We start from the raw sequence: 12,952 nt of genomic DNA on the forward strand, positions 1-12,952 counted from the left end.
CGGCACGCTACTCCGCGTCCGGCTTGAGCGGCACCAGCCGCAGGTCGTGGAAGTCGAAGCTGAAGTCGGTCAGCGGCGAGATCGCCTGCATGCGCGCCTCGCGCACCGCCCCGTCGGGCTCAAGCGCGAACGTCAGGAAGGCGTCGGCGTTGAGCCAGCGCTCGTCCCAGCGCACCACGAAGGTGTCGTGCTGCCAGTGGCTGAGCGTGCCGACCAGGTCGGGCGTCTTGTCGAAGCGGATCCGCAGCTTCTCGCCGCTTCGTTCGATGATGATGTCGCCATACCAGGGGTCGCGGTAGGTGGCCGCGTAGCCACTCAGCGGCAGAGACGGAATGGAGCGCAGGTCGCGCTTGGCGATATGCTCCTGCCAGGACTTGTCGGCCTTTTCCTGCGCACTGCCGCGCGCCGACAGATAGGCGCTGGTCCAGTCGGTACGCGACCCGCCCAGGTACGCATCCAGTACGCGCATCGTCGCCGCCTGGAACGCCCCGCCCTGCTCGGCGCTGGTCAGCACGATGATGCCCAGATCGTGTTCGGGCACCAGGGTGATGCGGGAGACGAAACCCGGCCAGCCACCGGTGTGCCAGACCAGCTTGCTGCCGCGGTAGTCCGACAGCGACCAGCCTTCGCCGTAGCCGGCGTAGTTGGGAGTGGCGGCGGCCAGCGCCGGCACCGACGGCTTTGGTACCGGGATCGGGGTGATCATCGACCACATCTCGCGCTGGCGCTTCTCGCTGAACAGGCGCCGGGCACTGTCGCCTTCGCCGGAAATCACCCCGCCATCGAGCTGCACACGTACCCAGTGGGTCAGGTCGTGGACGCTGGAATAGATGCCGCCGGCGCCGGAGACATTGCCCCAGCTCACGCGCGGCGCCGCCACCAGCCTGGTGAAATCGGCCTGCGCGTAGCCCGTCGCGACGTTGTCGCTTGGCTGCAGGTAGTCGCTGTTGAAGCGGGTGTCGTCCATGCCCAGCGGACGGAAGATCCGGCTCTGCAGGAACTCCCGGAATGGCTGGCCGCTGGCCGACTCGACCACCAGCTGGGCGACGCCGAACAGGATGTTGTCGTAGGCGTAGCGGTCGCGGAAGCCGCCCTTGAGCGGGACATCCTTCAGCCGGCGCGCCACTTCCTCGGTGGTGTATCTGGAGCCCGGCCAGTACAGCAGGTCCCCCGCGCCCAGGCCGAGCCCGCTGCGGTGGGCGAGCAGGTCGCGGATGCGCATCTCGCCGGTGACGTAGGCGTCCGACATGCGGAACCACGGCAGGTGGTCGACCACGCGGTCGTCCATTTTCAGCTTGCCCTCGTCGGCCAGCATCGACAGCGAGGCGGCGGTGAACGCCTTCGTATTGGAGGCGATGGCGAACAGGGTGTGCTCGTCCACCGGGACCTTGCTGTCCAGATCGCGCGTGCCGTAGCCGCGTTCCAATACGACGCGCCCGTCCTTGACGATCGCCACCGCCATCGCCGGCACCTCGAAGCGCTCGCGGATGTCCTCGATGTAGGCATCGAAGTCGGCGAGCTGGGCGGGCAATCCCGCCGGTGCGTCGACGAAAACAGCGAGGTCGGGGCGCGCCTTAGCTTCGGGTGCCGTCGTCTCCGTCGCGACATCCTGCGCGTGTGCGGCGGGGACCAGCGCAAGTGCAGCGGTCAGCGCGACGGCAAGGGCGAGGCATTTTCCGGTACCAAGCCGGCTGCGGTTGGTGATAGGCATCTGTGTCCGTGTCCCCTCAAATCCGAAGGGCTGAAGATACCCCAGCACGGCATAATGCAGCGCCCCGCTGCGCCGCCCGGAGCCGTTTCATGTCAGACCCCACCGCCCTGCCCGGCGTGGCCGTCATCGGCGGGGGCCCGGCCGGCCTGATGGCCGCCGAAACCGCCCGCGCGGCAGGCATCGAGGTCGACCTCTACGAGGCCAAGGGCTCGGTCGGGCGCAAGTTCCTGATTGCCGGCAAGGGCGGCTTGAACCTCACCCACGGCGAGGACCGCCCGGGGTTCGACCGGCGATACCGGGAGCGCAGCGAGGCGGTCGGCGCGTGGCTGGACGACTTCGATGCCGCTGCGTTGCGCGAGTGGGCGCGCGGCTTGGGAGTGGAGACCTACGTCGGCAGTTCCGGCCGGGTCTTCCCGCTGGATCGCAAGGCGGCGCCGCTGCTGCGCGGCTGGGTGCGGCGGCTGCGCGATCAGGGCGTGAGTTTCCATGTGCAGCACCGTTGGGAGGGCTGGGACAGTGACGGCGCGCTCCGATTCTCGACGCCTACGGGCGAACTAGCGGCGCGTCATCGCGCCATTGTGCTTGCCCTGGGCGGCGCCAGCTGGCCCCAGCTCGGCTCGGACGGCGCCTGGCAACCCTGGCTGGCTGCGCGCGGCGTGGACACGGCGCCTCTGGTCCCCGCCAACTGCGGTTTCGACATCGACTGGAGCGCGCACTTCGTCCAGCGCCATGCCGGCGCACCGCTGAAGCCGGTCATCGCACACTGGCGCGAGGACGGCGCGGACCATGCGCTGCAGGGCGAGTGCGTGGTGACCGCCAACGGCATCGAAGGCAGCCTGGTCTACGCGATCTCCGCCCCGCTGCGCGACGCGATCGCGCACGACGGCCGCGCCATGCTGACGCTGGATCTCGCGCCCGGTCGCGATCTCGACCGCCTGCGTGCCGACCTCGCCAAACCGCGCAACGGGCGCAGCATGAGCGACCACCTGCGCCGGCAAGCCGGACTCAACGGCGTCAAAACCGCGCTGCTTTATGAGGTGCTGGGCAAGAACGGACTGGCTGATGCGGACCGGGTCGCCCGCACGATCAAACGCCTGCCCTTGACACTGCTGCGTCCGCGCCCCGTCTACGAGGTGATCAGCAGCGCCGGCGGCGTCCGGCTGGAGGCGATGAACGAGGCCCTCATGCTCAACGCCCTGCCCGGCGTGTTCTGCGCCGGCGAGATGCTGGACTGGGAGGCGCCGACCGGCGGCTACCTGCTCAACGCCAGCTTCGCCAGCGGTCGCCGCGCCGGGTTGGGCGCGGTGGACTGGCTGGCGCGCTCCACCGACATCCGGGGCTGAGCGCTCGCAGCGAGCGTCACTCCGTTGCGGGCTGACTCGCCGACTGCGGTTTCCAGCGTCGCAGCAGCAGCGTATTGGAAACCACGCTGACGCTGGAGAAGGCCATGGCGGCGCCGGCGACCACCGGATCGAGCAATCCAGCGGCAGCCAGCGGAATGCCGATCACGTTGTAGATGAACGCCCAGAACAGGTTCTGCCGGATCTTGGCGCTGGTGCGGCGGGAGATGGCGATCGCGTCCGATACCAGACGCGGATCGGAACGCATCAGGGTGATCCCCGCCGCGTGCATCGCGACGTCACTGCCACCGCCCATCGCGATGCCCACATCTGCGGCTGTCAGTGCGGGCGCATCGTTGATGCCGTCGCCGACCATCGCCACCGGCCCCGCGGCTTTCAGGTCATTCACCGCCTCGGCCTTGTCACCGGGCAGCACCTCGGCGCGTACATCGTCGATGCCGAGCGCATCGGCCACGGCCCGAGCCGCACCGAGGTTGTCCCCCGAAATCATCGCCGTGCGCAGGCCTTGCGCGTGCAGGGTCCGGATGGCGTCGCGGGCCTCGGGTCGCGGCTCGTCGCGGAACGCGAGCAGGCCCAGCAAACGCACCCTGTCGGGCAGACGCTCGGCCAACCACGAGACGCTGTGACCGTGCGCGGCCAATTCCCCGCCCTGCGATTCCATGGAAGTGAGATCGACCCCGCTTTCCTGCATCAGCCGCGAGCTTCCGAGCAGCAGGTCGCGACCCTCGACCTCGCCGTCCAGCCCGCGGCCTGCCAGGGCCCGCACGTTGGCAGCGCGTGGAACGTCGATATCACTGGCGGCCTGCAGCACCGCGCTGGCCAGGGGATGCTCGCTGCCGGCCTGCAACGCAGCCGCCAGGCGCAGCACCGCCGCGTCATCGCCGTCCGCGCCGATGTGCTGCGCCAGCGTTGGTCGGCCAACGGTCAGGGTGCCGGTCTTGTCGAAGGCGATGATCTTCAGCGAGCGGGCGGTCTCCAGCACCTCGGCGTCCTTGATCAGGATGCCCGCGCGCGCCGCGACGCCGGTCCCGGCCATGATCGCGGTCGGTGTCGCCAGTCCCAGCGCGCAGGGACAGGCAATCACCAGCACCGCGACCGCGTTGAGGATCGCCACGTTCCAGTCGCCCCCAATCAACCCCCAGCCGAGCAGCGTCAGCACTCCGATCCCCACCACCACGGGCACGAACACCGCGCTGACCTTGTCGACCATGCGCTGGATCGGCGCCTTCTTCGCCTGCGCGTCCTCGACCAGGCGGATGATCCGCGCCAGCGCGGTTTCAGCGCCGATCGCGACCGTGCGCAGGCGCAGGCGGCCTTCGCCGTTGACCGCACCGCCGGTGACGCGATCACCCGGCTCCTTGGCCACCGGCAGCGACTCACCGGTAATCAGCGACTCATCGGCGTGGCTGCGGCCCTCGATGATCTGCGCATCCACCGGAATGCGCTCGCCCGGCAGCACCACCACCTCGTCATCGACCCGCACCTCTTCCAGCGGCAGCTCGCGCTCCACGCCATCGCGCACCACGCGCGCCGTGTCGGGACGCAAGGCCTGCAGCGCGCGGATCGCCTCTGTGGTCTGTCGTTTGGCCCGCGCCTCCAGCCACTTGCCGAGCAGGACCAGGGTGATCACGACCGCGGAGGCCTCGAAGTACAGGTGCGCGCCGCCCGGCCCGGCATCCGCAAACAGGTGGTACACGCTCAATCCGTAGCCCGCACTGGTGCCCAGCGCCACCAGCAGGTCCATATTGCCGGCGCCGGCCTTCAGCGCGCCCCACCCGGCGCGGTAAAAACGCGCGCCGAGCCAGAACTGCACCGGCGTGGCCAGCGCGAACTGCACCCAGCCCGGCAGCATCCAGTCGCGGCCGAACGGCATCGCCAGCATCGGCAGCATCAGTGGCGCCGACAAGGCGATGGCGATCAGCAGGTGGCGCAATTCACGCGAGTGGCGGCTGTCGCGTGGCGGGCGCCCGGTGGTACCCGGGCCCCCGTCGGTGGCCGCACCGGTCGCGGGGATACTCGCCCCGTATCCGGCGCCCTTCACCGCATCGACCAGCGCCGAAGCGTCAGATCCCGCAAGCATGCGCACGCGGGCCTGCTCGGTCGCCAGGTTGACGTTGACCTCCAGCACGCCGGGAACCGCGGCCAGCGCCTTCTCGACCCGCCCCGAACACGACCCACAGGTCATGCCCTCAATCGCAAGGTCGATCGACTCGTCGCGGACCGCGTAGCCGCCCGCTGTCACCGCATCGACCAGGGTTGACAGCGAGACATCGTCGCCGGCGTCCACCTCGGCCATTTCGGTGGCGAGGTTCACGCTGACTGCGCGCACCCCGGCAACCTTCGACAAGGCCGTCTCGACCCGGCCCACGCAGGACGCGCAGGACATTCCTTCCACACCCAGCCGCAACACAGTCGTGATTTCTCCGCTTGAGCGAGCCCTTTTCGCCAGACTCCCAGCACCCGATATGGGGACGATGGCGCCGGTTGCCACGTCGCGCTCAAGCAGCCGGCTGGAGTGGATCCCCGTCCACGAGTGGCTGCAGCGACGGATCCAGCGCCACCCGCTCATCGAAGACGAAGCAGCGGCCTTCATAACCGGCGCCGCCCACCTGCTCGAAATAGCCGAGGATGCCGCCGTCCAGCTGGAGGACGTTGTCCATGCCGTCCGCCCGCAGCGTCAGCGCGGCTTTCTCGCAGCGGATGCCGCCGGTGCAGAAGCTCACCACCGTCGCACCGGCAAGCGCCTCGCGGTGCGGCGCCAGCGCCGCCACCAGATCGGTGAAGTTGTCGATCGGCAGGGTCAGCGCGTCGCGGAAGCTGCCGTAGGCGACTTCCTCGCGATTGCGCGTGTCAAGCAGCACCAGCGGGCGACCATCGTCATCGACGCCGCACTCGATCCAGCGCGCCAGATCCACCGGCGCCACCGTCGGGGCTCGCGGATGGTCGAGCGGCGCCCCATCGGCCCGCCGCCAGGCGATGATTTCCGGCTTGACCTTCACCTTCAGCCGGGCAAACGGCTGGTCGTGGCTGCGGCTGGTCTTGACCGGCATGCCCGCAAAGCGCGGATCGTCCCGCAGAGGCGACAGGAAGGCGTCGATGCCTTCCTGCGCGCCGGCCAGGAAGATATTGAGACCTTCCGGCGCCACCAGCACGGTACCGCGCAGGCCAGCCTCGACCGCACGGCTGTGCAGACGCTCGGCGATCGCGTCAGGGTCGGCGATGTGGGTGAAGTGGTAGGCGGCGATATTGATGACCTTCATCCGCCGATTTTACCGGTGCGACTGGCTGTGTGCCGGCCGCCGCGGGCGGCGCGGAGGGAACTTCGGCGGCCGCCCCGGCGTCCAAGGCCCGTTGTCACCCGGTCAACATGCAATGGACTATTGTTGCCTGTGACCCGGCGACAACGCCGACCCCACCGACGGAGATACGTCTGAATGAAGATCCAGCTCAACACCGACAGAAACATCCAGGGCGACGAATCGGTCGCGGCCCACGTCGACAAGGTCGTCAACAACGTGCTGTCGCGCTTCGCCAGCCAGATCACCCGGATCGAGGTGCACCTGAGCGACCTGAACGCGGACAAGTCCGGCCAGAATGACAAGCGCTGCCTGATGGAAGCGCGCCTGGCGTCTCGCGACCCGGTCGCCGTCACCGCCGAGGCCGCCACCGTGCAGGAGTCGATCAACGGCGCCGCGCAGAAGCTCAAGAGCAAGCTGGAGAGCTCGCTGGGCAAGCTGGCCGCCGATGAGCGCAAGCCGCACCACGTCGCGCCCGGCGCGGATGCGCCGGTGCTGGACCAGGCCATCAAGGACATCGCCGACGCTTCCTGACACGAGCCGCGCCGCCTGCAACGGGCGGCAGCACGAACGCGACCCGGCCTTTATGGCCGGGTCGATCTACACTGGTCGGCCGTACCCAGGTGCCGCCGATGTCCGATCACCCCGCCCCATCCCCTGAGCGACTCTCCCGCAAGGTATCCGACCTGGCGGCGTGCTCGCGCGCGCAGGCCGAACAGTACATCGAAGGGGGCTGGGTCAAGGTCGACGGCGAAGTGGTCGAGTCGCCGCAATTCATGGTCGATGCGCAGTGCGTGGAGCTCGACCCGGACGCGCGCCTGGAAGCCAGCGAACCGGCGACCATGTTGCTGCACAAGCCGGCCGCCCTGGCCTTTCCCGATTCGGCGTCGTTGATCACCGAGGCGAACCGCATCGAAGGCGACGAGCGTCGCGGCATCCGCACGCTGCAGCGCCATTTTTCCCACCTGCAACCGCTGATGCCGCTGGATGACGATGCCAGCGGGCTGGTCGTGGTCAGCCAAGACCCCCGCACCGCCCGGCGCCTGAAAGAGGACGGGGCGAAACTGGAGCAGGAGTACCTGGTCGAGATCGACGGCCAGGCAGGTCCCTACACCTTGAGCCGTCTTGCGCGCGGACTGAGCTACGAAGGTCGCACGCTACCGACGTGCAAGGTCAGCTGGCAGAACGAGATCCGCCTGCGCTTTGCGATCAAGGATGTCCGGCCCGGCCAGTTGCGCGACATGTGCGCGCAGGTGGGACTGCGGGTGGTGGCAATCCGGCGCCTGCGCATTGGCCGTATGGGCCTGAACAAGATGCCCGTCGGACAGTGGCGCTACATGCCGGCCAGCGAACGGTTCTAGGCACCGGGAACCATCCAGCAACGCGTGCGGGTGCGTGGGTGTTGCCGATGCGTGCCAGTACTGCTGTGACCCGAGTGGCTGTGCGAAGCGAGCCTACGCGCGTTACAGCGAACCGGCGTGGCTAGCTCGCCGATTCCGGCCGCATGTACGGGAACAGCAGCACGTCGCGGATCGAGGAGGAACCCGTCATCAGCATGACGAGACGGTCGATGCCCACGCCCAGCCCGCCGGTCGGCGGCAGCCCGATCTCCAGCGCGCGGATGTAGTCGGCGTCGAAGTGCATGGCCTCGTCGTCGCCGCTGTCCTTGGCCGCGACCTGCGCCTTGAAGCGCGCGACCTGGTCCTCGGCGTCGTTGAGCTCGGAGAAGCCGTTCGCCAGCTCCTTGCCCCCAACGAACAGTTCAAAGCGGTCGGTCATGCCGGCATCGTCGTCGCTCTCGCGCGCAAGCGGGCTGACCTCGACCGGATGGCGGATGATGAAGGTCGGCTGGATCAGGGTGTGCTCGACGGTTTCCTCGAAGATCTCCAGCAGCATCTTGCCCCAGCCATAGCCAGGCTTCAGCGGGATCTTCAGACGCTCGCAGTGGGCGCGCATCGCATCCACATCGCGCAGGTCGGCGGCGCTGATCTCCGGGTTGTGTTCCAGCACGGCGTCGCTCATCGTCCAGCGCCGGAAGGCCGGGCCGACGTCGATCGATTCGCCGTCCCATTCCAGCTGGGTGGTGCCCAGCACCGACACCGCAATGTCGCGGATCATCGCTTCGGTCAGGTCCATGACCTCGTTGTAGGTCGCGTAGGCCTCGTACAGCTCGAGCATCGTGAACTCGGGGTTGTGCCGGGTGGAGACGCCCTCGTTGCGGAAGTTGCGGTTGATCTCGTAGACGCGCTCCAGGCCGCCGACCACGAGACGCTTGAGGTACAGCTCGGGCGCGACGCGCAGGTACAGGTCCAGGTCGAGCGCGTTGTGGTGGGTCCTGAACGGCTTGGCCGTGGCGCCGCCGGGGATGTGGTGCATCATCGGCGTCTCGACTTCCAGGAAGCGCCGGCTGTCGAGCCACTCGCGCATCGCGCGGATGATCCGCGAGCGCTTGATGAACACCTCGCGCGCTTCCGGCGACACGATCAGGTCCACATAGCGCTGGCGGTAGCGCTGCTCCACGTCCGACAGGCCGTGGAACTTGTCCGGCAGCGGCCGCAGGGATTTGGTCAGCAGGCGCAACTGGTCGACCCGGACCGACAGCTCGCCGGTGCGGGTGCGCGTGAGTACGCCCTGCGCGCCGACGATGTCGCCCACGTCCCAGCCCTTGAACGCGGCATAGGTCTCGCCCAGCGTGTTCGCCTGCAGGAAGAGCTGCAGACGGCCGGACTCGTCCTGGATCTGGACGAAGCTCGCCTTGCCCATCACCCGCTTCAGCACGATGCGTCCGGCGACCGCGACCCGGTGCTGCTTCGCGTCCAGTGCTTCCGCGCTCCACTGCTCCGCATCGGCGTATTCGGCCTGCAGATCACCGGCGTAGTCATGACGGCGGAAGTCGTTGGGAAACGCGATGCCCTGCTCCCGCAACTCGGCGAGCTTGGCGCGGCGCTCGGCCACCAGCTTGTTCTCGTCGGGACGGGCGTCGGCGGTCGTGGCGTCGGCAGGGGCTGGAGCGGAATCGGTCATGGTCATGCCTGAAAGGTGATGCATGGGGGTGCGACGGTCGCGGGGCCCGGATCAGGTGGCGTCGGAGCGTTTCGCGCCCACCGCCAGGCCCGCCTTGAGGCTGGCCGAGACGAACTCGTCAAGGTCGCCATCGAGGACGTTCTGGGTATCGCTGCGCTCGATACCGGTGCGCAGGTCCTTGATCCGGCTCTGGTCGAGCACGTAGTTGCGGATCTGGCTGCCCCAGCCGATGTCGGACTTGGTCGCCTCCACCGCGTCGCGCTCGGCGTTGCGCTTCTGGATCTCCAGCTCATAGAGCTTTCCGGCCAGCATTTTCATCGCGCGGTCGCGGTTGGCGTGCTGGCTGCGCTCGGTCTGGCAGGCCACCACCGTGCCGGTCGGCACGTGGGTGATGCGCACGGCGGACTCGGTCTTGTTGACGTGCTGGCCGCCGGCACCGGAGGAGCGGTAGACGTCGGTCTTCAGGTCGGCCGGATTGATGTCGATCTCGATGTTGTCGTCCACTTCCGGCGCGACGAACACCGAGGTGAAACTGGTGTGGCGGCGGTTGTCGGAGTCGAACGGCGACTTGCGCACCAGACGGTGCACGCCGGTCTCGGTCTTCAGCCAGCCGTAGGCGAACTCGCCTTCGACGCGGAAGGTCGCCGACTTCACGCCGGCCACGTCGCCGCCGCTGACTTCCATCAGCTCGGCCTTCCAGCCGCGCGATTCGGCCCAGCGCAGGTACATCCGCAACAGGATCTCGGCCCAGTCCTGGGCCTCGGTGCCGCCGGCTCCGGCCTGGATGTCGACGAATGCAGCCGCGTTGTCCATCTCGCCGGAAAACATCCGCCGGAACTCGAGCTCGTCGACGGCCTTCGCATAGGTTTCAACGTCCTCGATCACCGCCTGGGCGGTGTCGTCGTCGCCTTCCATTTCCGCCAGCTCAAGCAGCTCCTCGGCGCCGGTGACGCTCTCGGTCAGGCTGCGGATGCCATTGACGACGCGGTCCAGCGAAGCGCGTTCGCGACCCAGCGACTGCGCGCGCTCGGCGTCGTCCCAGACGTCCGGGCTTTCCAGCTCGCGGCTGACTTCTTCCAGACGTTCGACCTTGGTGTCGAAGTCAAAGATACCCCCTGAGCGCCTGCAAACGATCCTTGAGATCGTCGATGCGCTCGTGGACGGGATTCAGTTCGATCATGTCCGTGGTTTCATGCGAAAAATGACCGCCAAGTCTAGCAGGCGCAAGGGCTGAGGGCGTCCCGCGCCTGTGACCTGAGGATGGAATGATCGTCCTCAGTGCGTGACCGCGAGCCGCTGACCTCAGGTTTCGGCAACCGGGTCCACCCGCTCTCTCAGAAGCTGCCGCCAGCGCCGACTGCAGGGCAGCGATTGCCCATCTTTGAGGTGAACGCGTGCGTCCCCGCTGTCCAGCGGTTCGATCGAGACGATCTGATCGAGATTCACGATGTAGCTGCGGTGGATCCGCAGAAACCGCGCCGGGTCCAGCTTCGCCTCGATGCCCGCAATCGTGCTGCGCAAGGGGTAGGCACGCCCGCCCAGATGCAGGTTGACGTAGTTGCCTGACGATTGCAGCCACTCCACGTCGGCTGCGGCAATCAGGAATTCCCGACCGAGCGTGCGTACCAGGAAGCGCTCGGGCCGATCCACCTGCTCGACCGCATGCCCATTGTCGAGAACGTCCAGCACGCTGGCTTCGCCTTGCAGTCGCAACACCAGCAGCCGGTAGCCGTGAATCAACAGCACCATGCCGATGAAGGTGCGCACATCCTTGGAATACTCGTAGAGCACTTCGGCCGGCCAATCGCCGAACTTGTAGCTGGCGCCCTGGGTGAGATAAACCATCTTACGGAAGGCCACCATTCCAGCGACGTGCAGCACGGACCAGGCAACGCTGGCCGGCAGATACCACCCAAGATTGCGCCGCCACGTGTCCAGATGAAGTGGCCAGCGCCGGGTGAACCACAGCAAGGCAGGCACCAGCGCCAACTGCAACAGCGCGCTGCTCCACGACCACGTCAGCGGCTTCCACCAGTCCAGCGCCAATCCCAGCCGCTGATAGTCGGCCCACTTTGCATAACTCCCACCCAGGGCACTCAGGCAGCAACTAACGACCCAGTACCAGACTTCAAAAGGGCGGCGATGCGCGAGATAGCTCTCGGCGGGTGTCGGAGGAGCAGCCTGCATCGGCGCATCATACGGTTGGTCGCTCACCGGAGAGCGGCAGTTCGTCCCTGCAAGCCCTCCACTGGTCACAAGCCACGCGCGATCAATCACTTGCATGCGGCGCTTTCGTATCCCGCGGCTAGGATTCGGGGAAATCATCGAGGACCGCCGCATGCCCCGCCGCCATGACATCGATGCGTTGCGCGTCATCGCCTTCGCCATCCTGATCCTCTATCACGTCAGCGGGGTGTATCAGCGCGACTCGGATTTCCACATTGTCAGCAGCTACCAGAACGGCTGGCTGGACTATGTCCGGATCGTGTTCAATCGCTGGCGGATGCCACTGATCTTCGCCATCTCCGGCATTGCCCTTGGGCTGGCGTCGCGGGGACGGAACCCGCGCAGCTTCATGCTTGCCCGCACCTGGCGCCTGCTGGTCCCGCTCGTTTTCGGCATGCTGTTCATTGTGTCCGCGCAGGCGTACTGCGAAGGGGTCAGCAAGGGAACGATCGAAACCGGCTATGGCGCCTTCATGTGGCGGTATCTGCAACTGCGCCCGTGGCCGGCAGGCACTTTCGCGGGGTCCACCCACGGGATCACGTGGAACCACCTGTGGTACCTGGCCTATCTGTGGGTGTACACGTTGGTGCTGCTGGCGCTGGCGCCGCTGCTCCGCTCCGCCCCCGCACAGCGGGCCATCGAATCGCTGGTCCGCCCGCGCGGGCTTGCCTGGCTGCTGATGCCCGCGACGATGTTCTTTGCTTTCCTGGTGCTCCTGAAGCCGCGCTTCCCGGAAACCCACGCGCTGGTCGGCGACTGGTACCTGCATGCGGAATACTTTCCGGTCTTCGTACTCGGTTTCGCTGTCGCCGACAAAGCCGCGTTCTGGACCGGCCTGACCCGCCTGCGAAAGCCGTTGTTGGCCATCGCGGTGGCCTGCATTTCGGTGGAGCTGAGCCTCAAGGCAGCGGGCCAGCACCTGCCCGCCGGCGACGTCCCGCTCTGGGCGCAACATGTGCCTTGGGGCACGGTCGAGCGAGCGGCGCGTGCGCTGTACATGTGGTCGGCGCTGCTGGCGATCTTTGCTTGGGGCCACGCGCTGTTGAACCGCCCGATGCGCTGGCTCCCCTACGCCAACGAAGCCGTGTATCCGTGGTACATCCTGCACCAGAGCCTGATCGTGCTGGCCGCGTACTGGCTGATCCCTCTGCAGATCGGGCCCGTGCTGGAACCGGTGCTGGTGACATTGCTGACGATCGCGGGCTGCGCGTTGCTGCACGAACTGGTGATTCGTCGCGTCACGGTGCTGCGGCCACTGTTCGGACTCGGACTGGTGCCGCGGGGCGCGCGGCTTGAACGGCCAAAGACAGCACCGCTGCAGGTCGACTGAGGCG

Annotated in this window: 10 protein-coding genes; 4 read left to right on the top strand and 6 right to left on the bottom strand. The window is 67.5% G+C overall.

Annotation, left to right across the window (positions count from 1 at the left end; translation table 11 throughout):
* Window positions 1-7 precede the first annotated feature (7 nt).
* Window positions 8-1,711, bottom strand: a complete 1,704-nt coding sequence (locus INQ42_RS07010; RefSeq protein WP_194033649.1) for a serine hydrolase — start codon at window positions 1,709-1,711, stop codon at window positions 8-10.
* A gap of 89 nt (window positions 1,712-1,800) precedes the next feature.
* Here INQ42_RS07010 and INQ42_RS07015 point away from each other — a divergent pair, with 89 nt between their 5' ends.
* A complete protein-coding gene (locus INQ42_RS07015; RefSeq protein ID WP_194033650.1) occupies window positions 1,801-3,054 on the top strand; it encodes a TIGR03862 family flavoprotein in 1,254 nt (417 codons plus the stop codon).
* A gap of 16 nt (window positions 3,055-3,070) precedes the next feature.
* Here the strand turns inward: INQ42_RS07015 and INQ42_RS07020 are convergent, their stop codons facing one another.
* Window positions 3,071-5,458: a heavy metal translocating P-type ATPase gene (locus INQ42_RS07020; RefSeq protein ID WP_194033651.1), complete on the bottom strand. Its 2,388-nt coding sequence runs from the start codon at window positions 5,456-5,458 to the stop codon at window positions 3,071-3,073.
* Between the two features lie 112 nt (window positions 5,459-5,570).
* Window positions 5,571-6,332, bottom strand: coding sequence for a sulfurtransferase (locus INQ42_RS07025; protein WP_194033652.1), 762 nt, complete (start codon window positions 6,330-6,332; stop codon window positions 5,571-5,573).
* 174 nt (window positions 6,333-6,506) lie between these two features.
* On the opposite strand from INQ42_RS07025, the gene INQ42_RS07030 reads away from it, so the two are divergent.
* Together INQ42_RS07030 and INQ42_RS07035 are read left to right on the top strand one after the other, a co-directional pair.
* Window positions 6,507-6,902, top strand: coding sequence for an HPF/RaiA family ribosome-associated protein (locus INQ42_RS07030; protein ID WP_193983295.1), 396 nt, complete (start codon window positions 6,507-6,509; stop codon window positions 6,900-6,902).
* Window positions 6,903-7,000: 98 nt separating this feature from the next.
* A complete protein-coding gene (locus INQ42_RS07035) occupies window positions 7,001-7,729 on the top strand; it encodes an rRNA pseudouridine synthase (protein WP_194033653.1) in 729 nt (242 codons plus the stop codon).
* 121 nt (window positions 7,730-7,850) lie between these two features.
* Here the strand turns inward: INQ42_RS07035 and lysS are convergent, their stop codons facing one another.
* The 3 genes from lysS to INQ42_RS07050 all read right to left on the bottom strand — a co-directional run bounded on the left by lysS (window position 7,851) and on the right by INQ42_RS07050 (window position 11,579).
* On the bottom strand, window positions 7,851-9,392 hold the full coding sequence (gene lysS, locus INQ42_RS07040; protein WP_194033654.1) for a lysine--tRNA ligase: 1,542 nt from the start codon (window positions 9,390-9,392) through the stop codon (window positions 7,851-7,853).
* Window positions 9,393-9,443: 51 nt separating this feature from the next.
* Window positions 9,444-10,572 (bottom strand): peptide chain release factor 2 gene (prfB, locus tag INQ42_RS07045; protein WP_193983300.1). Its coding sequence is split into 2 segments (ribosomal slippage): window positions 9,444-10,496 and window positions 10,498-10,572, totalling 1,128 coding nucleotides; the frame shifts between segments, so codons are not numbered across the junction.
* Between the two features lie 122 nt (window positions 10,573-10,694).
* Window positions 10,695-11,579, bottom strand: coding sequence for a LytTR family DNA-binding domain-containing protein (locus INQ42_RS07050; protein WP_194035802.1), 885 nt, complete (start codon window positions 11,577-11,579; stop codon window positions 10,695-10,697).
* A 151-nt stretch (window positions 11,580-11,730) separates the two neighbouring features.
* On the opposite strand from INQ42_RS07050, the gene INQ42_RS07055 reads away from it, so the two are divergent.
* Window positions 11,731-12,948: an acyltransferase family protein gene (locus INQ42_RS07055; RefSeq protein ID WP_194033655.1), complete on the top strand. Its 1,218-nt coding sequence runs from the start codon at window positions 11,731-11,733 to the stop codon at window positions 12,946-12,948.
* Window positions 12,949-12,952 lie beyond the last annotated feature (4 nt).

Origin of the sequence: Lysobacter avium, from assembly GCF_015209745.1 — a bacterium.
GTDB classification, from domain to species: Bacteria; Pseudomonadota; Gammaproteobacteria; order Xanthomonadales; family Xanthomonadaceae; genus Novilysobacter; species Novilysobacter avium.